Consider the following 23,789-nt stretch of genomic DNA (forward strand, 5'->3'; position numbering starts at 1 on the left):
AGTTAGGCCGACCTAACTAGCAAGGGTCCTGCGGCGCGACAAAGATGAAACTGTTGCGAGAGGAGTCCTGCGATGAGCATTGTGGACAGCTTCGGTTCAAAAGGCAAACTTAATGTAGCCGGAACCGAATACGAAATTTTCCGGTTGAACTCCGTCGAAGGTGCAGAAAACCTTCCGTTCAGCCTCAAGGTATTGCTTGAAAACCTGTTGAGGACCGAGGACGGTGCCAACATTACGGCCGACCACGTCCGTGCGCTGGCAGGCTGGGATCCCAGCGCCGAGCCCGACACCGAGATCCAGTTCACGCCGGCGCGTGTGATCATGCAGGACTTCACCGGCGTGCCCTGCGTCGTTGACCTCGCCACCATGCGTGAGGCCGTCAAGGAGCTCGGCGGAGACCCGAAGCGGGTCAACCCGCTGGCACCGGCCGAAATGGTCATTGACCACTCGGTCCAGATTGACGCCTTCGGCAACTCCGGCGCACTGGAGCGCAACATGGAGATCGAATACCAGCGCAACGGTGAGCGTTACCAGTTCCTGCGCTGGGGCCAGACGGCATTCGATGACTTCAAGGTCGTCCCGCCGGGCACCGGCATCGTGCACCAGGTCAACATCGAGTACCTGGCCCGCACCGTCATGACCCGCGAAGTTGACGGCGTTGTCCGCGCCTACCCGGATACCTGCGTCGGCACCGACTCGCACACCACCATGGTCAACGGCCTGGGCGTGCTGGGCTGGGGCGTTGGCGGCATCGAGGCCGAGGCTGCCATGCTCGGCCAGCCCGTCTCCATGCTCATCCCGCGCGTCGTGGGCTTCAAGCTCACCGGCTCCATCCCGGCCGGCGCCACCGCCACCGACGTCGTCCTGACCATCACCGAGCAGCTGCGCAAGCACGGTGTGGTCGGCAAGTTCGTCGAGTTCTACGGTGAAGGCGTCGCGGCTGTGCCGCTGGCCAACCGTGCAACGATCGGCAACATGAGCCCGGAGTTCGGCTCCACGGCCGCGATGTTCCCGATCGACGACGTCACCCTTGACTACCTGCGCCTCACCGGCCGGTCCGAGGAGAACGTCGCCCTGGTGGAGTCCTACGCGAAGGAACAGGGCCTCTGGCACGATCCCTCCCGCGAGATCAAGTTCTCCGAGTACCTCGAGCTGGACCTGTCCACGGTTGTTCCGTCGATCTCCGGCCCGAAGCGCCCGCAGGACCGCATCATCCTCACCGAGTCCAAGGCCCAGTTCCGCGAGGACCTGCGCAACTACGTGAAGGAAGACCTGGCCGGCGGAAGCCTGGACGAAGCGATCGACGAAAGCTTCCCGGCTTCGGACTCGCCCGCGTTCACCGCCTCAGCCTCGCACCTGAGTGACGTGGCCCCGCACGGGCATGGCCCGAAGTCCGACGGCCGCCCGTCCAACACGGTCAGCGTCAAGACCGCGGACGGACGCGAATTCGAGCTGGACCACGGCGCAGTGTCGATCGCCTCGATCACCTCCTGCACCAACACGTCCAACCCGTCCGTGATGCTGGCCGCCGCACTGCTGGCCCGCAATGCTGTCGACAAGGGCCTGACGTCCAAGCCGTGGGTCAAGACCTCGGTGGCCCCGGGTTCCAAGGTGGTCACCGACTACTACAACAAGTCGGGCCTGACCCCGTACCTGGAGAAGCTCGGCTTCTACATCGTGGGCTACGGCTGCGCCACCTGCATCGGTAACTCCGGTCCGCTCGACGCCGAGATCTCCGAGGCCATCCAGGCCAACGACCTCTCCGTCACGGCCGTGCTGTCGGGTAACCGTAACTTTGAAGGCCGGATCAACCCGGACGTGAAGATGAACTACCTGGCCTCCCCGCCGCTGGTCATCGCCTACGCCCTGGCCGGCTCCATGGACTTCGACTTCGACAACGACGCCCTGGGCCAGGACGAGGCCGGCAACGACGTCTTCCTGAAGGACATCTGGCCGAACCCGGTCGAGGTCCAGCAGGTCATCGATTCCTCGATCGACAAGGAAATGTTCGCCCGCGGCTACGAAGGCGTCTTTGAGGGCGACGACCGCTGGAAGGCGCTCGACACCCCCGCCGGCGACACCTTCGCCTGGGACGAGAAGTCCACGTACGTCCGCAAGCCCCCGTACTTCGAGGGCATGAAGGCCCAGCCGGAGCCGGTCCAGGACATCACCGGTGCGCGCGTGCTGCTTAAGCTCGGCGACTCCGTCACCACGGACCACATCTCCCCGGCCGGTTCCTTCAAGTCCGACACCCCGGCCGGGCAGTACCTGCTGGCCAACGGTGTGGAGCGCAAGGACTTCAACTCCTACGGCTCACGCCGTGGCAACCACGAGGTCATGATCCGCGGCACGTTCGCGAACATCCGCATCAAGAACCAGCTCCTGGACGGCGTGGAGGGCGGCTTCACCCGCGACTTCAGCCAGGCCGACGGCCCGCAGGCCTACGTCTACGACGCCGCGCAGAACTACCAGGCTGCCGGCACCGCGCTGGTGGTCCTGGCAGGCAAGGAGTACGGCTCCGGTTCGTCCCGCGACTGGGCCGCCAAGGGCACCGCCCTTCTGGGCGTCAAGGCTGTTGTGGCCGAGAGCTATGAGCGTATCCACCGCTCCAACCTGATCGGCATGGGTGTCCTGCCGCTGCAGTACCCGGCCGGCCAGAATGCTGCCAGCCTGGGCCTGACCGGCACGGAAACCTACGCAGTTGAGGGCGTCACCGCCCTGAACGAAGGCACTACGCCGAAGACCCTCAAGGTCACAGCCACGGCCGAGGACGGCACCGTCACGTCCTTCGACGCTGTGCTGCGCATCGACACCCCGGGCGAGGCGGACTACTACCGCAACGGTGGCATCCTGCAGTACGTCCTGCGCCAGATCTCCGCGCACTAGGCGGAGCTGCCGGCCAGTTTCGGTAACGCACGCAACGGCCCCGGCCGGTCACTGACCGGCCGGGGCCTTTGCGTTCCCGGTTCTGGACCGGTCTGGACCGGTTTTGGACAGGTTCCGGGACGGTGCGGGGGACCGGTGCAGGCTCCGGCGCGGCGGCTCGCCCGGAGGCGTTAGAGTTAAAAGGTATGTCTACCACCCGAAGGAGGGGCCGTTGGGAATCTTGGACACCATCCGGAATCCGCAGGACCTGAGTAAGTTGTCCGGGGCGCAGCTGGATCAACTGGCAGCCGAGGTCAGGGATTTCCTGATCGGCAACGTCTCCCAGACGGGAGGGCACCTGGGCCCCAACCTCGGCGTCGTCGAGCTCACCATCGCGGTGCACCGGATCTTCGATTCCCCCCGCGACAGCATCGTCTTCGACACAGGGCACCAGTCCTACGTGCACAAGCTCCTCACCGGACGGCAGGATTTCAGCACGCTCCGCCAGCAGGGCGGCCTGTCCGGCTACCCCGACCGCGGCGAATCCGAGCACGACATCGTCGAAAGCTCGCACGCGTCCTCGTCGCTGTCCTGGGCCGACGGCATCTCCCGCGCCCGGCAGCTGACCGGCGACGGCGACCGCTTCGTCGTCGCGGTGGTGGGCGACGGCGCCCTGACCGGCGGTATGGCCTGGGAGGCCATCAACAACATTGCGGCGGACAAGAAACGCCGCGTCGTGATTGTGGTCAACGACAACGGCCGTTCCTACGCCGCGACAGTCGGCGGGTTCGCCGACTACCTCGCGTCCCTGCGCCCCACCATCGATTCCCTCCGCGCCGCCCCCTCCTACGAAGGCACCCTCGAGTGGTGGAAGCGCAAACTGCAGAACGGCGGCCCCGCGGGCCAGTTCACCTACAAGAGCCTGCACGCCATGAAGAAGGGCCTCAAGGACTGGTGGGCCCCGCAGGGCATGTTCGAGGACCTTGGCATGAAGTACATCGGTCCCGTCGACGGCCATGACCTCCAGGCCATGGAAAACGCACTCTCCACAGCCAGGAACTACGCCGGCCCCGTGATCGTGCACGCCATGACGGAAAAGGGCCACGGCTACGCCCCGGCCCGCGCCCATGAAGCTGACCAGTTCCATGCCGTGGGCATTATTGATCCGGAGACCGGCGCACCCACCGAGGCCGGCGGCGCCAAATCCTGGACCGCCGTGTTCGCCGACGAGATCGCCGACATCGCCGACGAGCGCCAGGACATCGTCGGGATCACCGGCGCCATGCTGATTCCGGTCGGGCTGCACAAGTTCGCCGCCCGGCACCCGGAGCGTGTGTTCGACGTCGGCATCGCCGAGCAGCACGCCCTCACCTCGGCTGCCGGCATGGCGTTCGGGGGACTGCACCCGGTGGTCGCGGTCTACGCGACCTTCCTGAACCGTGCGTTCGACCAGTTGCTGATGGATGTGGCCCTGCATAAAGCCGGCGTCACGATCGTGCTGGACCGGGCCGGCGTCACCGGACCAGACGGCGCGAGCCACCATGGCATGTGGGACATGGCCATGGTCCAGATCGTCCCCGGGCTGCACCTCGCGGCACCGCGCGACGCCACCCGGCTGCGGGAGGAACTGCGCGAGGCCGTGGCCATCGAAGACGCCCCGAGCGTGATCCGCTATTCCAAGGGCAGCGTCGGTGCCGAAATCGAGGCGGTCGAACGCCTGGACGACGGCGTGGACGTGCTGGCACGCCGTCCCGCGGGCTCCAGCGAGAACGACGTCCTGATCGTCAGCGTGGGCGCCATGTCTGAACTCGCGCTGGACGTCTCCAACCGGCTCGGTGCCCAAGGCATCAGTTCCACGGTGGTGGATCCGCGCTGGGTCCTCCCGGTCCGGCGTTCCATCATCGATCTCGCCGCACGCCACCGCTTGGTCATCTGCATCGAGGATGGTGTGCGGGCCGGCGGCGTCGGCTCCCGGATCCGCCAGGAGATGCGTGCCGCGGGCGTGGACACCGCCCTCAACGAGGTCGGCCTCCCGGTGGAGTTCCTCGATCACGGCACCCGCAACCAGGTGCTCGAACGCGTCGGGCTGACCGCCCAGAAGATCACGCACGACGTCGTCGCCCAGGTCCTGGGCACAAAGGTGCCGTTTGCGCGCCCCTTGCCCGGCCAGGAACACCCCAGCACCGGCAGCCTGCCGACGCTGTAGCCAGCACATCTGTTGAGCATTACCCCGTGCGGCGCCATCCTTGGCGGCGGGACGGCCCAGGAAGGAACTGGCATATGAGTGGAATTATCCGGGTTTACAGGCGCGACGAAGAGGGCGCCCTGCAGTTTAGGGAAGCCTGGTTTGACGAGGACTACAGCCAGTTCGTGATGAACCACGGCGTCGTTGGACACCAGAGCACCACCGACGAGACCGACGTCGAAAATGCCGAAGCCGCCGAGCGCCTCATGGACGCCTTCGCGGTGCAGTGCGCCGAGGACGGGTACGCCGAAATCCCCGAGGAGGAACAGTTCTGGGTGGTGGCCCAGTATGCGCTGAAGACCAAGGACGGAACCAGCCGCGACCGCTACCTCGAGGAAAAAGCCAAGGACGCCCTGATCAGCCACCTGGCCTGGCGTGGCCTGGGGATTGTGGACCGCAGCGAGTTTTCCGACTCCAGGCTCAATATCTTCTGCCTCACCCCGGACGTCAACAAGACGGTCAGCGCCATCAAGGTCTGCATCCGCGGCGAGGACCTGGACTTTACCAAGCTGAGCATTGGCGCCGCGCCGTTTGGCGAGGACACTTATAAGCTCAAGCACTCACCGAAACCGGCCAACAGCTTCACGCTCTAGGCCACACCGGTAAGGAGCCGGGCACGGCTCACATCAGTTTGGGGGCAACCGACTGGAAGGCAACGCAGTGACGCGAAAATCCTCTCGACCAGGCAGCACTCCACTCCCCGCAGGACTGGCGGCGCCCGCGCGCAAGTCGCTTGCACACGCGGGGGTCGAAACCCTCGAAAACCTCGTGCAGCTTGGCCAGCGCCGGCTTGCGGGGATGCCTGGTGTCTGCCCGCGCACGGTCGCGCAGCTCCAGGATGCCATGGACGAGCACGGGCTGGAATTGCCCGCAGGGTAGTGCTGCCGCGGCCTTGGCCGGCACGCCCGCCCGGGCGATATAGGCTAAATCCATGACTGAATACCGCCGCGTAGGAAATTCCGGACTGTCCGTCTCGGTCGTGGGACTTGGCTGCAACAACCTGGGCCGCCCCGGAACCGTGACCGAATCGCAGGAAGGCACGGACGCCGTCGTCCATGCGGCCCTCGACGCCGGGATCACTTTCTTTGACGTCGCGGACACCTACGGCCGGGAGCCGGGCCTCAGCGAGACGATGCTCGGCAGGGCCCTCGGCGCCCGCCGGGATGACGCCGTCATCGGCACCAAGTTCGGCATGGACATGCGCGGCGCCAACGGCGAGGACTTCGGTGCGCGCGGATCCCGCCGCTATATCATCAAGGCTGCGGAAGCCTCGCTGCGCCGGCTCGGCACGGACTGGATCGACCTCTACCAGTTCCACACCCCGGACCCGCTCACGCCCATCGATGAGACGCTCTCGGCCCTCGAAGACCTCGTCACCAGCGGCAAAGTCCGCTACATCGGCCACTCCAACCGGGCCGGCTGGCAGATCGCTGAGGCCGAGTACGTGGCCCGCGCCCGCGGGGGAGCCCGCTTCATCTCCAGCCAGAACCACTACAACCTGCTGGACCGACGCGCCGAGCTCGAGGTGACCCCTGCGGCCGAGGCCTATGGCCTGGGCGTCCTGCCGTACTTCCCGCTCGCCAACGGCCTGCTGACCGGCAAATACTCGTCCGGGCAGGCCCCTGAGGGAACCCGGCTCAGCCACACCCGCACCAATCTGGTCCACGACGCCGACTGGGAACAGTTGGGTGCCTTCGGCAAGTTCGCGGCCGAACGCGGGCTCAACGAAGTCCAGGTGGCGTTCTCCTGGCTTGCCGCCCAGCCGTCCGTCAGCAGCGTCATCGCCGGAGCCACCACGCCGGAGCAGGTGCGCCAGAATGCCGCTGCCGTGGCCTGGGTCCCCAGCCACGCCGACCTCGCCGAGCTGGACGTCCTCTTCCCGCGCACGCCCAAGGTGGCACTGTTCTGAACGGTCCGCCCCTGAATGAGCCGGCCCTGGGCGCCCCCGGGGCCGGTCCTGAGGTCACGCATTCGATCCTGATGGACGTCGACACCGGGATCGACGACGCCCTGGCCCTGGTCTACCTGTTGTCCCGGCCCGAGGTCCGCCTCCAGGCAATCACGTGCACCGCGGGGAATGTCGGGGCCCGGCAGGTGGCGCTGAACAACCTGGCCCTGCTGGAGCTGTGCGGCCGCGTGGGCATCGAGGTGGCCATCGGCGCCGAGGTCCCCCTGGAGATCCCGCTGGTCACCACCGAGGAGACCCACGGGCCGCAGGGGATCGGCTACGCCGAGCTACCGCCGCCGCACCAGCAGATCTCGGCGCGGCACGCCGTCGACGTCTGGGTGGAGGAGGTACGGGCGCACCCGGGGGAGCTCACCGGGCTGATCACCGGTCCGCTGACCAATTTCGCCCTGGCCCTGCGCCGCGAGCCGGAGCTGCCGCGGCTGCTCAAGGGACTCGTCATCATGGGCGGCAGCTTCTACTACCAGGGCAACACGACCCCGACGGCAGAATGGAACACCTCGGTGGACCCGCATGCCGCCAAGGAAGTGTTTGCTGCCTACCGGGGGATGCCCGAGGACAAACTGCCGATCCTGTGTGCCCTGGAAATGACGGAGCGGATCGAGATGCGCCCGGAGCACCTGCGCCGCCTCGGCGAGGCTGCGGGCGCGCCGGAGCCTGAACTCGTCCTCCCGGACCAGCCCGAAGGCCAGCGCAGCCAGTCAGGCAACCCCCTCGTCGCCTGCCTGTCCGACGCCCTGCGTTTCTATATGGAATTTCACCGGCTCTACGACCAGGGCTATGTGGCGCACGTGCACGACGCCTTCGCGGCCTGCGCTGCCGCGGGACGCACACCGTTCGCCACCCGGCTGGCCACGGTCGACGTCGAAACGGATTCGCCCCTGCTGATGGGTACCACGGTGGCCGACTTCCGCGGGCTGTGGGGGCTACCGCCAAACGCGAGGATTGTCTCGGACAACAACCCCGGGCACTGCTTCGACGAACTGATTTCCTCGGTCGGCGCCCTTGCCCGCGCGGTGGGCCCCCGGTCCCCGACGCCCTGAAGCCGGACATTTTTGCTGGGTCAACGCGGGGAGTTCCCGGGCGGGTCTGCAGATCGCTAGAACCGTCGCTGCTCGCTAGGATGGTAGCTGCGCCGAGGTGACATGAGGCGGAACTTGTTGCACCCAGCCAAAGGAACACCGCCCATGTCACAGCCAGCCCTCACCGTCACTGCCCCTGGACAGGCGGCCGGCCGCAGGCGCCGCCTGCTCGAAATCGCAGGCGCCGCCGCCATCGCCGCCACGTACATCTTCCTGGTGCTGACCCAGCCTGTGGACATTGCCAACGGCCCGGCCAGTTTCTCCGCACTCGTGGCCCTCGGCGGCTTCCTGCTTGGCGCGGTGTTGCTGATTGTGGCCGTCTTGCCCGTTCTCCCCACTTCCACCGTGGTCCTGATCCCGGTGGCGCTGGTCCTGAACGTTGTCCTCGGACAGCTGATGGGCAGCACCGGCCTGCCGTTCTACCTCGACGCGATCGGCACCGTCCTGATCGCCGTTCTCGCCGGCCCCGCGGCCGGTGCCGCCACGGGCGCGCTGAGCAGCATCGTCTGGTCCTTCTTCAACCCCACCGTGCTGCCCTTCGCCGCCGGTGCTGCGCTCATCGGTTTCCTGGCCGGCATGGCCGCCCGCGGCGGCCTGTTCCGCCGCTTCTACTTCGCCCCCATCGCCGGGTTCGTCACCGGCATCCTGGCCGGCGTCGTCTCCGCCCCGATCGCAGCCTTCGTCTTTGGCGGTACCTCGGGCCTGGGCACCGGGGCGATCGTCAGCGCCTTCCGGGCCATGGGGGACACCCTCCTGGCCGCCATCACCAAGCAGGCGCTGATTTCCGATCCCATGGACAAGGCGATCGTCTTCACGATCGCGGCGCTGCTCGCCTACGCCCTGCCCCGCCGCACCACCTTCCAGTTCCCCTTCGTGCGCCGCTACCGGGTGCTCGCCGGCAAGGCTCCGGCAGCGCCGGAGGCCTGAGCCCTGTGACCACTGTGACCTCGTGACAGTGAGACCCTGACACCGTGCCTATGAGACCGTGCCTATGAAACCGCGTCTCCACCCCTTCACCGCGCTGACCGCCGCCGCCAGTGCCGCCGTCGTCACGACGGCGGCTGCTTACTGGCCGCTGTCTGTCGCCGTGGCCCTCGCCGCGGTGTTTCTCGCGGTGCGCACTGGAGTTGCGGGCCGGGTCCTGCCTGCCGCGGCGGTGATCCTGACGCCCCTGTGCCTGTCCTTGCTGGTGCTGCACGGCCTGTTCTTCCCCGAAGGCCAGATCGTGCTGGCCCACTGGGGCCCTGCCAGGGTCACGGCCGAGGGCCTGGGCTTCGCGCTGGAACTCGGAACGCGGACCACCGCCTGCGTCCTGGTTTTCCTGCTCTTTTCCTTCGCCGTGAGCGTTCCCGACCTTGTCTCAGCCCTCGCCGGGCGCAGGATCCCGCCGCAGTTCGGCTTTGTCCTGGCATCCACCCTCACCCTCCTGCCCGCCGTTGCCGTCCGCCTGGACCGGATCCGGCAGGCCCAGGAAACGCGCGGGATGGAGGTCCGGCGCGGCCTGCTGTCCCGCCTCGGCGCGCTCCGCCTGCAGATAGTGCCGCTGGTCCTGGCCCTGATCGACGACGCCGGCAGCCGCGCCCAGGCGCTCGACGCCCGCGGCTTCGGCAGCCCGGGACCCCGCACCAGTTACCGCGAAGTCGCCGACCCGCCCGGCCAGCGTCGCTTCCGGACTGCCGCGCTGCTCTTCGCGGCAGCCGCCGTCGCCGGACGGATAGTGGCCTCCTGGCCTGCCGGGGTGCCGACGTGACGGCCACCACCCGGACGGCGCTCCAGATCCGGATCGAGGCGTTCACGTTCCACGGCGAGGGCACCCCGGTGCTGAGCAGTGCGTCGGTCTCGGTCACGCCCGGCTCCCTGACCGCTGTCCTGGGCGGCTCCGGGAGCGGAAAATCCACGCTGGGCAAACTCATGGCCGGCTGGCTCCGGGCCGGTCACGCGGGAGCATTCCGCGGCAGCCTGGAGCTTGACGGCACCCTGCTGGAATTCCGCGGCGCCCCTGACGATCCCCGGATCAACCCCGCCGAATGGTCGCGCCGCGTGGCCTTCGTCCCGCAGGACCCCGCCGCGATGCTCTCCTCGGTTCGCGCCACCGTCGCCGAAGAGCTGGCCTTCGGCTTGGAAAACCGTGCGACGCCGCGGGACGACATGCTCCGCGCGGTGGGGCGGACGGCTGCGCGCACGGGACTCTCGAACCTGCTGGACCGGGACCCGGCCACGCTCTCCGGAGGAGAGCTGCGCAGGCTCGCCGTGGGCTGCGCCGTCATCGCGGAACCGGACATCCTCATCCTGGACGAGCCGCTGGCATCGCTGGATGCGGCCGGAGCCGCACAGGTTGAGGATCTGGTCCGCAGCCTCCGCGGCACCGGGACCGGCGTCGTCCTGCTGAGCCAGGCGGCGGACCGCCTCGCCGGCGAAGCAACGCACTGGACAGTTCTCGACGGCGGGACGGTCACCGCTGCGGGAACGCCGGCGCAGCTGTCCGGCTCGGCCGAGCTGGAGCGGGCCGGTGTGATTGGCGTGCGCGGCCATGGCATTCCTGGCCCTCCCGTATCTGGTCCCGGCGTTCTGGGGCCCGGTGTTACCGCCGGAGCCCGCGGCCCCGGTCCGGTGCCTGTCGCTGCGCCCGGCCCCGGGCCGGCAGCGCTGGAATTGCACGGGGTTGGGTTCGGCTACGGCCAGGACCCGCGGCGGCCAGGCACCGCTACGCAGGCTCGGGTCCTCCGGGACGTGGACTTCGCCGTGCAGCGGGGCGAGATCATCGCCGTGACCGGGCCCAACGGCGCCGGCAAGTCGACACTGCTGCGTCACTTCAACGGACTGCTCCGGCCCTCGGCCGGGGACGTGCGGGTCTGCGGGCGCAGTATTGCCGGCGTGCCGGTGGGAACCGTCGCGGCCTCCATGGGCCTGTTGTTCCAACACCCCCGGGACCAGCTGTTCGAACGGACCGTCCTGCGCGAAGCCGCGTTCGGACTCCGGCAGCTGTTCGGGAAAGCCGAAGCCGAGGGCAAGGCCCGGGCGGCGCTGGCGGCGGTGGGGCTGTCCGGTACCGGGGAGGTCCACCCGGCTGAACTGTCGGCCTCCCAGCAACGTCTGCTCGCCCTGGCCACGGTCCTGGCCCGTGAACCGGCAGTGTTGGCCCTGGACGAGCCCACCGTCGGGCTGGACCGGCACGGGCTCGAGGCGCTGCAGGCCGCCGTTGTCCGCGCCGCCGCGCGGGGCGCCGCGGTCGTCATGGTCACCCATGACCTGGCCTACGCGCGGATGAACGCGCACCGCGTCCTGGAACTCACGGACGGCCGGCTGAGCGAGATCTGACTCCGGCGGGGTTTCTCCGCTACTCGCGTTCGAGGGAGCGATCGCTGCACACGCTCTCCACCAGATCCGCCAGCGCATCGATGCCTCGCTGGCACCCGGAAAATGATCGCCGTACCTGACAGTCACGCGGCACAGGCACACTCAGCCTGAACACGCGCGGCACCAACGAAAGCGGCGCCGCCGCCCGGACCAAAGTCCAGGCAGCGGCGCCATAAGGCAGGGCCGGTTCAGGCTGGCGCCTGACCGCCGAACGCCGGAGTTAGGCCGGTTCGGACGCCACGCCCGGCGCCAGGAATTTCTTCCCGTTGACCCGCTCCGAGGCGCCCACCCGGTCCAGGTACGGCGTAATGCCGCCCAGGAACATCGGCCAGCCCGCGCCAAGGATCATGCAGAGGTCGATGTCCTCGGGGCCGGCCACGACGCCCTCCTCGAGCATGAGTCCGATTTCCTCAGCCAGCGCGTCCTGCGTCCGGCGCAGCACTTCCTCGCCGGTGGACGGTGCGCTGCCAAAGGACATCAGCGCCAGGGTCTCGGCCGGGATGAATGGCTTGCCGTCCGGGCCCGGCACCGGCGCCCCATTCTGCACGGCCCAAATGGACGTCACACCGTTGTCGATCAGCGCCTGCAGGTTCCTCGAAACCCTGAAGCGGTCCCCGAACGCCGCGTGCAGCGATTCCTGGACGTGCTGGGCCACGGGCAGGCCCACCATGGCACCGAGCACAAAGGGAGTCATGGGCAAGCCCATCGGCCGCAGCGCGTTATCCGCCACTTCGGCCGGCGTGCCTTCGTCGAAGGCCGCGGTGACTTCGCCCATGAGGCGCAGCAGGACGCGGTTGACCACGAACGCCGGGGCGTCCAAGACCCGCACGGCGGACTTCTTGAGGCCCTTGGCGAGCTCGAACGCGGTGGCCAGCACGGCGTCGTCGGTCTTCGGTGCGCGCACGATCTCCAGCAGCGGCATCACGGCCACCGGGTTGAAGAAGTGGAAGCCCACCAGGCGCTCCGGGTGCTCAAGATCTTCCGCCATCGCGGTGACGGACAGCGAGGACGTGTTCGTGGCGAGGATGCACTCGGCCGAGACGATCGCCTCGACTTCCTTGAAGACCTGCTTCTTGATGTTGAGTTCCTCGAAGACGGCCTCAATGACGAAGTCGGCGTCGGCAAAGGCCTCCTTGGAAACGGATCCCGTGACGAGCGCGCGGGTGCGGTTGGCGGCGTCGGGGCTGATCCGGCCCTTCGCAAGGAGCTTGTCCACCTCGGCGTGGACGTAGCCCACGCCCTTGTCCACGCGGGCCTGGTCAATGTCCGTCAGTACAACCGGAACCTTGAGCTGGCGGGCGAAGAGCAGTGCCAGCTGGCTCGCCATCAGTCCGGCGCCCACGACGCCGATCTTCGTGACCGGGCGTGCGAGCTTGCGGTCCGGGGCGCCGGCGGGACGCTTGGAGCGGCGCTGCACGAGGTCCAGGAAGGCGTAGACGGTGGAGCGGAACTCGTCAGTCTGCATGAGGTCCGCCAGTGTCTCGCATTCGAGCCCGGCGGATTGCGCCTGGGTCAGGGTGCGGTTGGCTTCCATGACGTCCAGGACCTTGGCCGGCGCCGGTGAGGCGTTGGAGGTCTTGGCCTCCACGAAGGCCCGGCCCTTGGCGACGGCGGCCGACCAGCGTGCGGCGACCTCTGGGGCGGACGGGTCCACGGCGTTCGCCCGCTCCGGCGCCACGGCGCCGGCAATGACTTTCGCGGCCCACGCGAGGGACTGTTCCACGAAGTCAGCCGGTTCAAACATCGCGTCCGCCATGCCGAGCTGGTAGGCCTGCGGCCCGGTGAGGGTGCGGTTGTTGGTCAGCGGGTTTTCGATCATGACCTTGAGGGCGTTCTCCGGCCCGATCAGCCTCGGCAGGATGTAGACCCCGCCCCAGCCCGGGATGAGTCCGATGAACGCCTCGGGAAGGGCCAGCGCTCCGGCGCCGGTGGAGACTGTGCGGTAGGTGGACTGGAGTGCGATCTCCAGGCCGCCGCCCAGGGCAATGCCGTTGATGAACGCGAAGCTCGGCACGCCCAGGGTGGCCAGGGTGGAGTAGACGTCGTGGCCGAGCTGGGCCATCCACTTGCCTTGCTCGCGTCCGCTGACCGACTTGACCGTTGACAGGTCTGCGCCGGCCACGAGGAAGTACGGCTTGCCGGTGACGCCGACGCCGGCAATCTCGCCGCGGGCGGCGCGTTCCTTCAGCCCCTCGAGCACCGTGCCGAGCTCGATCAGGGTGTTGGGTCCGAGGGTGGTGGGCTTGGAGTGGTCCAGGCCGTTGTCGAGGGTGACCAGTGCGAAGGTGCCGGGGCTTGTGCCGTCGACGGGAGGCAGTTCGATGTCCTGGACATAGGAGTGGGTGACCGTCTCGTTCGGGAAGAGGTCGGCAAGCTTGCGGAAATCAGCGGCGCTCATGCTGTGGCTCCAGTCTCGGTGGTCGTAGTCTCTGCCTGATCTGCTTCGGTGCTGTGTGTTTCGGTGCTGTGGGCGTCGGTGCCGTAGTCCGCGTGATGCGGGTTCTCCCAGATGATGGTGGCGCCCATGCCCAGGCCGATGCACATCGTGGTCATGCCAAAGCGGACCGAGGGGTCCTCCTCGAACTGCCGGGCCAGTTGGTTCATCAGCCTGACCCCCGAGGACGCCAGCGGGTGCCCGACGGCGATCGCGCCGCCGTAGCGGTTGACGCGGGGGTCGTTGTCGGCGATCCCGAAGTGGTCCAGGAAGCTGAGGACCTGGACGGCGAAGGCCTCGTTGATTTCGAAGAGGCCGATGTCCCCGATGCCGAGTCCGGCGTTCTTGAGGGCCTTTTCGGTCGCCGGGACCGGGCCGATGCCCATGACCTCGGGTTCCACGCCGGCGAAAGCGTAGGCGACCAGGCGCATCCTGACCGGCAGCCCGAGTTCCTCGGCGGCATCGGCGGAGGCCAGCAGGGCCGCCGTTGCGCCATCGTTCAGGCCCGCGGCGTTGCCCGCCGTGACCCGGCCGTGGGCGCGGAACGGGGTCTTGAGGGCCGCCAGGTCCTGCAGTGAGGTTCCGGGGCGCGGGGGTTCGTCCACGGTGTTGACGGTCCAGCCCCTGCCCGGCTTCATCGTGGCGACGGGCACGAGGTCGGGCTGGATCTGGCCGCTGGCGTAGGCGGCGGCGAGCTTGTCCTGCGAGGCGACGGCGTAGGCGTCCGTGCGGTCCTTGGTGATGGCCGGGAAGCGGTCGTGCAGGTTCTCGGCCGTGTTGCCCATGTTGAGGGCGGCGGGGTCCACGATCCGTTCGGACATGAAGCGCGGGTTGGGGTCCGCGCCGACGCCCATCGGGTGGTTGCCCATGTGTTCGACGCCTCCGGCGATGACGACGTCGTACGCGCCGAAGCCGATGCCGCTCGCCGTCGTGGTTACCGCCGTCAGGGCGCCGGCGCACATGCGGTCGATCGCGAAGCCGGGCACGGTCCGGGGGAGTCCGGCCAGCAGCGCGGCGGTGCGGCCGATGGTCAGGCCCTGGTCGCCGGTCTGGGTGGTGGCGGCGATCGCGACTTCGTCGATCCGGTCCGCAGGTAGAGAGGGGTTGCGGCGCATCAGTTCGCGGATGCACTTGACCACAAGGTCATCGGCGCGGGTGCCGGCGTAGATGCCTTTTTCGCCCGCGCGGCCGAAGGGGGTGCGGACGCCGTCGACAAAGACGATATCGCGGACGGCGCGGGGACCTGCGGTGCGCGGACGTGCGGCGCGCGGACTCGCGCCGCTGTTTGTTCCGCTGCTGTTTTGTCCGCTTTTGTTTGTTCCGCTGCCGGGGGTTCCACTGCTGTGGGCTTGGCTCACGTGTTACTCCTCATTGAGACATGGTTGCCGGAACCCCGCCGGTGGCCGGGCTTGCCACGGGCGGGAGGGATCCGAACGACATCATGAATTATGTTACTCGTCAGTAACATAGCTGGCAAGGAGGAGGGGTGCCGCCCCGGGAGGATCTGCTAGAGCGTGGAAGCCGATGGCGCCTCTGCGGGGGCCTTGGGCTCCTTCACGGGCAACGGCTCGGGGTGCAGGAAGGCCTCGGCAATGAGCGGGGCAGTAATTTCGATCTGCCACTGGCGCGCCCCGAGGTTCGCCAGTTCCTCGGCGACGCCTTCCTCGCTGAGCTCTGCCGGCGGACGCCACGCGACCCGCCGAAGATAGTCCGGAGTCAGCAGGTTTTCCACCGGCAGGTTCAGCTCCTCGGCCCTGGCCTGGAGTTTCGGACGTGCGGTGGCAAGCCTGGCGGCCGCCTCCGGGTCCCGGTCTGCCCAGACGCGCGGGGGTGGGGGAGCGTTGGTGGGCAGGTGCAGCGGCGGCAGGTCTTCCAGGGCCCTGGCAATGCCGATGCAGCGCAGCCAGCGGGGCGCCTCGCGCTGGGCGGCGCGGCCGTGGAACCCCTTGGTGCCCAGAAGCTGGGGAACCGTGGAGGGCATCGCCTTCGCGGCAGCGACGAGGGCGGAGTCGGGGATCAGTCGGCCTGGGGCGACGTCGCGCTTCTGGGCCAGGGAATCGCGTTCCAGCCACAGCTCCCGGACTGCGGCCAGCTGGCGGCGGTCCCGGATCTGGTGCAGTCCGGACGTCTTGCGCCACGGATCAACGCGTGGCGGGGCCTGTCCGGCCTCGAGGATGGCGGCGAATTCCTGCTCGGCGTATTCCAGCTTTTCGTCCGCGACGAGGAGTTCGATCAGTTCCTCGCGAAGCTCGGTCAGGACTTCGACGTCGAGGGCCGCATAGCGCAGCCACGGTTCCGGCAGCGGGCGGGTGGACCAGTCGGCGGCGGAATGTTCCTTCGCCAGGCCGAAGCCCAGGAGCTGTTCAATGACGGCGGCGAGGCCCACCCGGGGCAGCCCGGCCAGGCGCGCGGCGAGCTCGGTGTCGAAGAGCTTGTCCGGCCACATCCCGAGTTCGGACAAGCAGGGCAGATCCTGGCTGGCGGCGTGGAGGATCCATTCGACGCCGCGCAATGCGTCATTGACGATGCTCAGGTCCCCGAAGGGCTCTGGATCGATCAGCCAGGTCCCGGAGCCTTCGCGCCGGATCTGGACCAGGAAGGCGCGCTGGCCGTAGCGGAAGCCTGAGGCCCGCTCCGCGTCCACGCCCGCAGGGCCGTGGCCGGCGGCGAGGGCCGCGGCGCAGCGTTCGAGTCCGGACTGGGTTTCAATGACCAGCGGCACGCCATCGCGGGGAACGTCGAGGTCGATCACTTCAGGGACCAGGCTGTCGAAGCCTTCCACGGTGATGTGGGCTGTGGTGTCAGCAGCCTCGGCCGTATTGCGAATGGCGGCGGCCGTGCTGATTTCCGGATTCTGAGGGGTCATGGTCTCTACAGTTTACCGACAACATGGCGTCTAAGGCCGTGACCGTGGCCGAACAAGCGCCTCATGCGTGTCCGCGGGGGCGCCGGGGAAGGGGCGTCACGCCCTCGGGCAGCGGCGGCAGTCCGGCGAAGGTGCAGACCATGTCCGACCACGCCTCCAGGTGCGAGGTGATGTCCGGAGTGGCCGGGGTCCAGGAGGCCCGGAGCTCAATGTCGATTGAATTCGGCCGGTCCGACAATGTTCCAAAGCTCTCCGAGAGCACCCTCGTGGCGGTGCCGCCGGCGGAGCGGTACGGGGCCTGATGGTTGTCCAGTGCCTCCACCAGCCACGTCCACGCCACGGACCCCAGGAGTTCGTCGTTGCCCATCTCCGGTTCCAGCTGGGCACGGATGTAGGTGACGATCCGGAACTCCCCGTCCCACACGGCGGAGCCGTCGGGATCGTGGAGCAGAATAAAGCGGCCGGTGGCCAGTTCGACGTCGTCACTGCCGGACGCCCGTTCCAGGGCCGCGGCAGCCGGGCCGTGGACCGGCCCGCCGGCGGGGGACTCGCCCGGTCCGATCACCTCGGCACCCAGGGCCACCGCGAACGGCGCCAGCCGCGACGGGGCCGGAATTTCGTCCAGGTGCAGCTCGCTGCGGCAGCGTGCATGTCGAAGGGTCCCCAAGGCGAAGAGGAAATCTGCCGGAACCTGATCGAGGGAGCTCACCTTGGAAGGTTATGCAACGGCCAGGCCCCCGCCCGGCAGACTCGCCGCCGGGCAGGGGAAGCCGTGCAGGGCTCAGGCCGCGGCGAGCTCGCGCTTGATGGCCGCAATGAAGGAATCAACGTCTTCCTCGGTGGTGTCGAAGGAACACATCCAGCGGACCTCGCGGGCAGCCTCGTTCCAGTCATAGAAGCGGAAGGACGTGCGCAGCCGGTCCGCGACACCGGCAGGCAGGACGGCGAAGACGCCGTTGGACTCGGTCTTCTGGCTCAGTTCGACGCCCGGGATCGCCTCGACGCCGGCGCGCAGCCGGGCGGCCATGGCATTGGCGTGCGAGGCCGACCGCAGCCACAGGTCACCCTCGAGGAGGGCAATGAACTGGGCGGACATGAACCGCATCTTGGACGCCAGCTGCATGTTCATCTTGCGCAGGTAGACCAGGCCGTGGGCGGCTTCGGGGTTCAGCGCGACCACAACCTCGCCGAACAGCAGGCCGTTCTTCGTGCCGCCGAAGGAGAGGATGTCCACGCCGGCGTCGCGGGTGAAGGCCCGCAGCGGGACGCCCAGGTGCGCGGCGGCGTTGGCCAGCCGGGCGCCGTCCATGTGCAGTTTCATGCCCTTGGCGTGGACATGCTCCGCGATGGCCCGGACCTCGTCCGGGGTGTAGCAGGTACCCAGCTCGGTAGTCTGGGTGATGGAGACGGCCAGCGGCTGGGCGCGGTGCTCGTCGCCCCAGCCCCAGGCCTCCTGGTCGATCAGCGCGGGCGTGAGTTTGCCGTCATGGGTGGGGACCTGCAGCAGTTTGATGCCGCCGATGCGCTCCGGTGCACCGTTTTCGTCCATGTTGATGTGGGCGGTGGAGGCGCAAATGACGGCGCCCCAGCGCGGCAGCAGGGACTGCAGGGACAGGACGTTAGCGCCGGTGCCGTTGAACACCGGGAAGCACTCGATGCCTTCGCCGAAGTGCCCTTCCATCAGCTGCTGCAGGCGCGCGGTGTAGTCGTCTTCGCCGTAGGAGACCTGGTGGCCTTCGTTCGCGGCGGCCAAGGCCGCGAGGACCTCCGGGTGCACGCCGGAATAGTTGTCCGAGGCGAAGCCGCGGACGGAAGGATCGTGGAGCCGCACCGAAGTGCTGGCAGGGACAGTTTCAACTGTGCTGGTCATCGTTTTGCTCACGCTTTCAGTCTAAGAGGTCGGGCCCCAAGGGCTAAGCCAAGGGGCTAAGTCCGGCGGCAGTCCGGGCCACTGAGCCGGGGTCAGTGGATCCGGATCTGTTCAGCGGCTGAGCAGCAGCCGCTGGCCGTTCAGCTCGCCGGCAGGAGTGCTGAAGAGCCCGGCTGCGGCAGCCGCCAGGTCAGCCACGTCCGTGAAGCCCGGGAACGACCGTTCCGGGGCCTTGGCCCGCATTCCGGGGTCAACGAGGGCCTTCACCACGAAGATGGTGGCGGCGCTGCGCAGCTGCGGCTTTTCCTGATCCGGGCTTTCCTGCCCGGTGTTGCCGGCACCGGCGGCCGCGGCGTGGGCCCGCCGGAAGCCGTCCGCGACCGCCAGCGTCCAGGCTTCGGCGGCGGCCTTGGCCGCGGCGTAGCTGGCCCCGCCCGCCGTCGGGGTGCTCACGGCCGTGGAGGACACCATGGCGAAGCGTCCGGTGTCCGAGGCGGCGAGGTCGTCGAAGAAGACGCGCGTGACGTTCCGCAGCGTCGTGACGGCATTGCGTTCCAGGAAGTCCCAGTCCTCGTCGCTCTGGTCCGTGATGCCTTTCGCGCCGCGCCAGCCGCCCACCAGGTGGATGACGCCGTCGACGTTTCCGGCCATGCCGGCCACGCTCGCCCGCAAGGCCCTTACCTCCGCCAGGCTCGCGAGATCGCTCACAAGCGGGGTGATGCCGCCGCCGGCTTCGGCGGCGGCGGCCTCGATGTGGGCGGCATTCGAACCGACGGTGAAGACCCTGTGGCCGGCGTCGCGCAGGGCCCGGGCCGTGGCGATCCCGGACGGCCCGCTGCCGCCGGTGACCAGCACGTTCAACGTGCGTCCGTTGCTCATCCGGCGTTCAGTGCCCGGGTGCCGCTGCCCTCGCCGGTGTCTGAAGATCCGGTGTCTGAAGATCCCGTGATGCCGGCAGTGGATTCGATGACCGGCCGCATCTTCTTCTCCAGCGCTTCGTAGAACATGGAGAGCGGGAACTCGTCGTCGAGGACCTGGTCCGTGAGGCCGCGGGGCGGGCCGTCCAGGGGAAGGGCGTCCGGACCCTTGGCCCAGACCGAGGCCGGGTTGGGCGTGACCGTGCCGGAGATGAGCTCGTAGGCGGCGAGCCAGTGGGCCACCTTGGGACGGTCGATCGAGCGCCAGTACAGTTCCTCGATCTTGGCGCCGAGTTCAACCACGACCCCGGCGGCCTCGTCCCAGTCGATGCTGAGTTTGCTGTCGGTCCAGTGCAGGACGTGGTGCTGGTGCATCCAGGCGAAGAGCAGCTGGCCGCCGAGGCCGTCGTAATTGCGGACGCGGGTGCCGGTGATGGCGAAGCGGAAGATGCGGTCGAAGATCACGGCGTACTGGACAAGCTTGGCGTGCCGGCGGGCCTCCGGGTCGGCGTCCTCGTCCTTCTCGATTTTCACCGATTCGCGGAAGGCGGTGAGGTCGCAGCGCAGTTCCTCCAGCGAGTAGAGGAAGTACGGCATGCGCTGCTTGATCATGAACGGGTCGAAGGGCAGGTCCCCGCGCATGTGGGTGCGGTCATGGATGAGGTCCCACATGACAAACGTTTCCTGCGTCAGCTCCTGGTCCTCCAGCAGCCCGGCGGCGTCCTTGGGCAGCTGCAGGGAAGTGATCTCGGCGGCGGCACGCAGGACGCGGCGGAAGCGGGCGGCCTCGCGGTCGGCGAAGATCGCGCCCCACGTGAACGTCGGGGTCTCGCGGACAGCGACGGTCTCCGGGAAGAGGACTGCTGAGTTGGTGTTGTAGCCCGGGGTGAAGTCGAGGAAACGGATCGGGACGAAGAGCTTGTTGGAGTATTCGCCCGTTTCCAGGCCGCCTATGAACTCGGGCCAGATGACCTCGATCAGGACGGCCTCGACGAGGCGGCTGCTGCTGCCGTTCTGGGTGTACATCGGGAACACGACGAGGTGCTGGAGCCCGTTGACCCGGTGCTGCTGCGGCTGGAAGGCCTGCAGGGAATCCAGGAAGTCCGGCACGCCAAAGCCGGCGTCGGCCCACCGGCCGAAGTCGGTGACGAGCAGGTCAAGGTAACGGGCATCGTGCGGGAAGGACGGGGCCAGGGCCGTGACCGCCGCGGTGATGGTTCCAACGTGGCCGGCCGCGGCGTCGTGGGCTTCGGCATCCGGCACGGATCCGTCCTTGACCTGGAGGGCCTGCAGGGCCGTGGCCGCAGCCTTGAGCCGCAGCCATTCCTGGTTGCTGGCAGTGATCGGGGCGGGGGCGGTGAGAGCAGTCGTGGTCATCGTCGACGGTCGCCTTTCTGGTTGCTGTGGAGCGTGTCGCTGGATCTGAATCGAGCGTAGCAAGCAAACAGAGGCGCTAATGCAAAATTGCTTCGAGCATAAGAAAGTCTGGGGCAAGTGATTCTGAAAGCCCGTTCCAGCGGAAGGAGAGGAAGGGCTGCGGGCTACTGCCCGGCGCCGTCCGCGGGAACGAGTTTCAGGGAGACCGAGTTGATGCAGTACCGCTGGTCCGTGGGGGTGCCGTAGCCCTCGCCGTCGAACACGTGTCCCAGGTGGGAATCGCATGTGCCGCAGCGGACTTCCACCCGGTCCATGCCCATGGTGCGGTCATGGATGTAGCGCACGGTTCCCTCGGCGAGCGGAGCCCAGAAGGACGGCCAGCCGCAGTGCGAGTCGAACTTTTCGTTGCTGGTGAAGAGCTCGGCGCCGCAGGCCCGGCACTGGTAGACGCCCCGGGTGTGGGTGTCCCAGTATTCGCCGGTGTACGGCCGCTCGGTGCCGGCCTGGCGGAGTACGCGGTACTCCTCGGGCGTCAGTTCCTCGCGCCACTGGGCGTCCGTCTTTTCGACCGGCTTTTGGCCCGGCGTGTGTTCGCCGGAGGGCTGTTCAAGCGGCGCAGCGGCAGGCGCCGCGGCGGGGTCAGCGGCGGGCACTGCGGAGGGCATGGATTTGGACCTGTTAAAGATGCTCATAGCCTCAATAACGCTCAGGAGTCCCCGATAAATCCCGAACCGGCGTACAGATGCAGGACGGGCAGCCCCAGCTTGTCCTGTGCCTTGGTGGCCCAGTCGGTGTGGAAAGTGTCTGCGACAGCGTGCGGGCGCGTGATGACCACAGCCTGTCCGGCACTGAGTTCCTTGACCTTGGCAACCAGGCCGTCGACGGCCTTGCCCTCGACGACTTCGCCCGAGACGCCGCCGCCCAGGCCGGCCAGTGCGGCCAGCGACGCGGCCAGGGTGTCGGCGGCTTCGGCCCGCTCCACGGCGGGGTCGGAGTGTGCCGTCAGTTCACGGAAGGCTTTAGCGATTTCAAGCAAGGAAAGGTTCTCCAGGAAATCCACCACCAGGTGCCGCTCGGTGTTGGCCGGCACCAGGATCAGCACGGGCGCATCACCGCCGGCAATCAGGGTTTCAATATTGACGCGGTCATCCGCACCGAGGGGCTCTTCTGTCAAAATGACGATTGGATCACTCATGACCCCAGCCTAGTCGCGCTCGTGTTGCCCCGCATGGTTGTGCCCCGCGGCAGCCTGGCGTGTCCATGCCGGCTGCCGTGCCAATGCCACGGTTGGGCTGCGGTTCAGTCAGAATGGTGCCATGGCATCCTCCTTGCGCCTCCGCCCGGACCTCCGCCCGGACCTCCGCCCGGATCTTCGCCGGACCGCCGCCCGCCGGACCGCTGCCCGCGAAACAGCAGTCCACCTCGCAGTGGCCACCGGCGCCACCGCGTCCGGAAGCGCCAAGTGGGCGGTGGGCGGCATCATCGGCGGCAGCGCCGCTGCGGGCGTGCTGGCCGCCGGGTCCTCCGCCCTCGCGCTCTATTTCGCCCGTCGCGTCATCACCCCGGCCCGGTTCCGCGCTGAGGACCAGGAAGTGCTGGCCGTCATCCGCGAAGGCCGGGCGCTGCACGTCATTCTCGCCGCCACCCCGGATTCCACAGTGGACGGGGTCTATGGTTTCTTCTTCGACGGCGGCCGTGGCCATGCGCGGATCGGCCGGATCCTGTCCTACTCGCCGGCCGAACGCACCGTGCTGCGCGAGGTTGAGCACGTCTACAGCGGGGACATTGCCACCGCCCGGCGCGGATGGTGGAGCGGGGCGGCCTATCCGGATCCGGCCGCGCTGGGGCTTCCGGTGGAGGACGTGCTGATCGACGTCGATGCCGGGACCGCGCCGGCCTGGCTGGTCCCCGCCACGCCGGCGGAGGATCTGGCCCCGGATGTCTGGGCGATCATGGTGCACGGCCGCGGCGCCACCCGGCAGGAGGGACTGCGGGCCCTCCAGACCGCCAGGGAACTGGGCATGTCCAGCCTGCTGATCTCCTACCGAAACGACGGACTGGCCCCGTCAGCCAGCGACGGGCGCTACGGCCTGGGTTCCACCGAATGGCGCGACGTCGAGGCCGCCATCGGCTATGCCCTGGAACAGGGCGCCCGCGAGGTAGTCCTGTTCGGCTGGTCGATGGGCGGCGCGATCTGCCTGCAGACGGCTGACCTCTCCCGCCATCGCCACCTGATCCGGGCAATGGTCCTGGACGCGCCGGTCATCAACTGGGTCAACGTGCTGGCCCACCACGCGGAGCTGAACCGGATCCCGTCGTCCGTGGGCCGCTACGGACAGCTGATGCTCAGCCACCGCCTCGGCCGGCGGCTGACCGGGCTGGCCGCCCCCGTTGACCTCAAGGCGATGGACTGGGTTTCGCGGGCCGTGGAGCTGCGGACGCCGACCCTCATTGTGCACAGCGTGGACGACGAATACGTGCCGTTCGGGCCTTCCGCCGCGCTGGCCGAGAAGAATCCGGAGATGGTCACGTTCGAGCCCTTCGACAGGGCCCTGCACACCAAGGAATGGAACGTGGATCCGGAGCGCTGGGACCGGCAGGTCGCGGCCTGGCTCCGGCAGCAGCTGGCGCCCCGTGCCAACCCCGGCGACCAGGAGACGGCGGCCGGAAACGCCACACCCAACTAGGGCGTGTCTCCTAATTCGGGGCGTGGTTTTTGAAATAGTGGACGGGTGTCACGTACTTCCGTTTTGACTGATGACCAGTGGGCTCTGATTGAGGACCTGATGCCGGACTCCTCCGGGCGTCGG

The 23,789-nt window shown here is 68.2% G+C and carries 19 protein-coding genes; 9 read left to right on the forward strand and 10 right to left on the reverse strand.

What is annotated here, in order from left to right:
• The first annotated feature begins 72 nt into the window (after positions 1-72).
• The 3 genes from MRBLAR12_RS06435 (at position 73) to MRBLAR12_RS06445 (ending at position 5,703) form a co-directional block, all read left to right on the forward strand.
• Positions 73-2,886: an aconitate hydratase gene (locus tag MRBLAR12_RS06435; protein WP_229993269.1), complete on the forward strand. Its 2,814-nt coding sequence runs from the start codon at positions 73-75 to the stop codon at positions 2,884-2,886.
• A gap of 211 nt (positions 2,887-3,097) precedes the next feature.
• Entirely contained in the window at positions 3,098-5,071 is a 1,974-nt protein-coding gene (gene dxs / locus MRBLAR12_RS06440; protein ID WP_229993270.1) for a 1-deoxy-D-xylulose-5-phosphate synthase, read from the forward strand.
• Between the two features lie 74 nt (positions 5,072-5,145).
• Positions 5,146-5,703, forward strand: a complete 558-nt coding sequence (locus MRBLAR12_RS06445) for a hypothetical protein (protein WP_229993271.1) — start codon at positions 5,146-5,148, stop codon at positions 5,701-5,703.
• Between the two features lie 28 nt (positions 5,704-5,731).
• On the opposite strand, the gene MRBLAR12_RS06450 is transcribed toward MRBLAR12_RS06445, so the two are convergent.
• Positions 5,732-6,043: a hypothetical protein gene (locus MRBLAR12_RS06450; RefSeq protein WP_229993272.1), complete on the reverse strand. Its 312-nt coding sequence runs from the start codon at positions 6,041-6,043 to the stop codon at positions 5,732-5,734.
• On the opposite strand from MRBLAR12_RS06450, the gene MRBLAR12_RS06455 reads away from it, so the two are divergent.
• From MRBLAR12_RS06455 to MRBLAR12_RS06475, 5 genes are all read left to right on the forward strand, one after another.
• The gene (locus MRBLAR12_RS06455; protein WP_229993273.1) at positions 6,042-7,019 is read left to right on the forward strand and encodes an aldo/keto reductase; all 978 of its coding nucleotides are present in this window, start codon (positions 6,042-6,044) and stop codon (positions 7,017-7,019) included. The genes MRBLAR12_RS06450 and MRBLAR12_RS06455 overlap by 2 nt on opposite strands.
• Before the next feature lie 71 nt (positions 7,020-7,090).
• Positions 7,091-8,119, forward strand: a complete 1,029-nt coding sequence (locus MRBLAR12_RS06460; protein ID WP_364744488.1) for a nucleoside hydrolase — start codon at positions 7,091-7,093, stop codon at positions 8,117-8,119.
• Positions 8,120-8,263: 144 nt separating this feature from the next.
• Positions 8,264-9,085 carry an ECF transporter S component gene (locus tag MRBLAR12_RS06465; RefSeq protein WP_229993275.1) on the forward strand — a complete coding sequence of 274 codons (822 nt, stop codon included), beginning with the start codon at positions 8,264-8,266 and terminating at the stop codon, positions 9,083-9,085.
• Between the two features lie 64 nt (positions 9,086-9,149).
• Complete coding sequence (locus MRBLAR12_RS06470) at positions 9,150-9,908, forward strand: energy-coupling factor transporter transmembrane component T (protein WP_364744490.1); 759 nt, start codon at positions 9,150-9,152, stop codon at positions 9,906-9,908.
• On the forward strand, positions 9,905-11,476 hold the full coding sequence (locus MRBLAR12_RS06475) for an ABC transporter ATP-binding protein (protein ID WP_364744493.1): 1,572 nt from the start codon (positions 9,905-9,907) through the stop codon (positions 11,474-11,476). Before MRBLAR12_RS06470 ends, MRBLAR12_RS06475 begins: the two co-directional genes overlap by 4 nt.
• Positions 11,477-11,735: 259 nt before the next feature.
• On the opposite strand, the gene MRBLAR12_RS23815 is transcribed toward MRBLAR12_RS06475, so the two are convergent.
• The 9 genes from MRBLAR12_RS23815 to MRBLAR12_RS06520 all read right to left on the reverse strand — a co-directional run bounded on the left by MRBLAR12_RS23815 (position 11,736) and on the right by MRBLAR12_RS06520 (position 22,174).
• The gene (locus MRBLAR12_RS23815; RefSeq protein ID WP_364744496.1) at positions 11,736-13,913 is read right to left on the reverse strand and encodes a 3-hydroxyacyl-CoA dehydrogenase NAD-binding domain-containing protein; all 2,178 of its coding nucleotides are present in this window, start codon (positions 13,911-13,913) and stop codon (positions 11,736-11,738) included.
• Positions 13,910-15,172: a thiolase family protein gene (locus tag MRBLAR12_RS06485; RefSeq protein ID WP_229993291.1), complete on the reverse strand. Its 1,263-nt coding sequence runs from the start codon at positions 15,170-15,172 to the stop codon at positions 13,910-13,912. Before MRBLAR12_RS06485 ends, MRBLAR12_RS23815 begins: the two co-directional genes overlap by 4 nt.
• Before the next feature lie 284 nt (positions 15,173-15,456).
• The gene (locus MRBLAR12_RS06490; RefSeq protein ID WP_229993279.1) at positions 15,457-16,815 is read right to left on the reverse strand and encodes an HRDC domain-containing protein; all 1,359 of its coding nucleotides are present in this window, start codon (positions 16,813-16,815) and stop codon (positions 15,457-15,459) included.
• Positions 16,816-16,876: 61 nt separating this feature from the next.
• Entirely contained in the window at positions 16,877-17,524 is a 648-nt protein-coding gene (locus tag MRBLAR12_RS06495; protein WP_229993280.1) for a DUF3000 domain-containing protein, read from the reverse strand.
• Between the two features lie 72 nt (positions 17,525-17,596).
• Positions 17,597-18,685 carry a threonine aldolase family protein gene (locus tag MRBLAR12_RS06500; protein ID WP_229993292.1) on the reverse strand — a complete coding sequence of 363 codons (1,089 nt, stop codon included), beginning with the start codon at positions 18,683-18,685 and terminating at the stop codon, positions 17,597-17,599.
• A gap of 111 nt (positions 18,686-18,796) precedes the next feature.
• Entirely contained in the window at positions 18,797-19,564 is a 768-nt protein-coding gene (locus tag MRBLAR12_RS06505) for an SDR family oxidoreductase (protein WP_229993281.1), read from the reverse strand.
• On the reverse strand, positions 19,561-20,979 hold the full coding sequence (locus tag MRBLAR12_RS06510) for a DUF6421 family protein (RefSeq protein WP_229993282.1): 1,419 nt from the start codon (positions 20,977-20,979) through the stop codon (positions 19,561-19,563). The genes MRBLAR12_RS06505 and MRBLAR12_RS06510 overlap by 4 nt, the downstream gene beginning before the upstream one ends.
• A gap of 164 nt (positions 20,980-21,143) precedes the next feature.
• A complete protein-coding gene (gene msrB, locus MRBLAR12_RS06515; RefSeq protein ID WP_229993283.1) occupies positions 21,144-21,671 on the reverse strand; it encodes a peptide-methionine (R)-S-oxide reductase MsrB in 528 nt (175 codons plus the stop codon).
• A 14-nt stretch (positions 21,672-21,685) separates the two neighbouring features.
• Positions 21,686-22,174 (reverse strand): hypothetical protein, encoded by a 489-nt coding sequence (locus MRBLAR12_RS06520; protein ID WP_229993284.1) that lies wholly within the window; start codon positions 22,172-22,174, stop codon positions 21,686-21,688.
• Between the two features lie 121 nt (positions 22,175-22,295).
• Between MRBLAR12_RS06520 and MRBLAR12_RS06525 the strand changes: the two genes are divergently transcribed.
• Positions 22,296-23,666 carry an alpha/beta hydrolase family protein gene (locus MRBLAR12_RS06525; protein ID WP_364744502.1) on the forward strand — a complete coding sequence of 457 codons (1,371 nt, stop codon included), beginning with the start codon at positions 22,296-22,298 and terminating at the stop codon, positions 23,664-23,666.
• Positions 23,667-23,789 lie beyond the last annotated feature (123 nt).

Origin of the sequence: Arthrobacter sp. LAR12-1-1.1, assembly GCF_040676555.1 — a bacterium.
Taxonomy (GTDB): Bacteria; Actinomycetota; Actinomycetes; order Actinomycetales; family Micrococcaceae; genus Arthrobacter.

Bases quoted from the DNA above. Each gene is read 5' to 3' on its own strand.
- MRBLAR12_RS23815 (WP_364744496.1), bottom strand. From the start codon at position 13,913: ATGAGCGCCGCTGATTTCCGCAAGCTTGCCGACCTCTTCCCGAACGAG.
- MRBLAR12_RS06505 (WP_229993281.1), bottom strand. From the start codon at position 19,564: ATGAGCAACGGACGCACGTTGAACGTGCTGGTCACCGGCGGCAGCGGG.
- msrB (WP_229993283.1), bottom strand. From the start codon at position 21,671: ATGAGCATCTTTAACAGGTCCAAATCCATGCCCTCCGCAGTGCCCGCC.
- MRBLAR12_RS06510 (WP_229993282.1), bottom strand. From the start codon at position 20,979: ATGACCACGACTGCTCTCACCGCCCCCGCCCCGATCACTGCCAGCAAC.
- MRBLAR12_RS06500 (WP_229993292.1), bottom strand. From the start codon at position 18,685: ATGACCAGCACAGTTGAAACTGTCCCTGCCAGCACTTCGGTGCGGCTC.
- MRBLAR12_RS06460 (WP_364744488.1), top strand. From the start codon at position 7,091: ATGGACGTCGACACCGGGATCGACGACGCCCTGGCCCTGGTCTACCTG.
- MRBLAR12_RS06455 (WP_229993273.1), top strand. From the start codon at position 6,042: ATGACTGAATACCGCCGCGTAGGAAATTCCGGACTGTCCGTCTCGGTC.
- MRBLAR12_RS06490 (WP_229993279.1), bottom strand. From the start codon at position 16,815: ATGACCCCTCAGAATCCGGAAATCAGCACGGCCGCCGCCATTCGCAAT.
- MRBLAR12_RS06525 (WP_364744502.1), top strand. From the start codon at position 22,296: ATGGCATCCTCCTTGCGCCTCCGCCCGGACCTCCGCCCGGACCTCCGC.
- MRBLAR12_RS06445 (WP_229993271.1), top strand. From the start codon at position 5,146: ATGAGTGGAATTATCCGGGTTTACAGGCGCGACGAAGAGGGCGCCCTG.
- MRBLAR12_RS06470 (WP_364744490.1), top strand. From the start codon at position 9,150: ATGAAACCGCGTCTCCACCCCTTCACCGCGCTGACCGCCGCCGCCAGT.
- MRBLAR12_RS06520 (WP_229993284.1), bottom strand. From the start codon at position 22,174: ATGAGTGATCCAATCGTCATTTTGACAGAAGAGCCCCTCGGTGCGGAT.
- MRBLAR12_RS06450 (WP_229993272.1), bottom strand. From the start codon at position 6,043: ATGGATTTAGCCTATATCGCCCGGGCGGGCGTGCCGGCCAAGGCCGCG.
- MRBLAR12_RS06435 (WP_229993269.1), top strand. From the start codon at position 73: ATGAGCATTGTGGACAGCTTCGGTTCAAAAGGCAAACTTAATGTAGCC.
- MRBLAR12_RS06465 (WP_229993275.1), top strand. From the start codon at position 8,264: ATGTCACAGCCAGCCCTCACCGTCACTGCCCCTGGACAGGCGGCCGGC.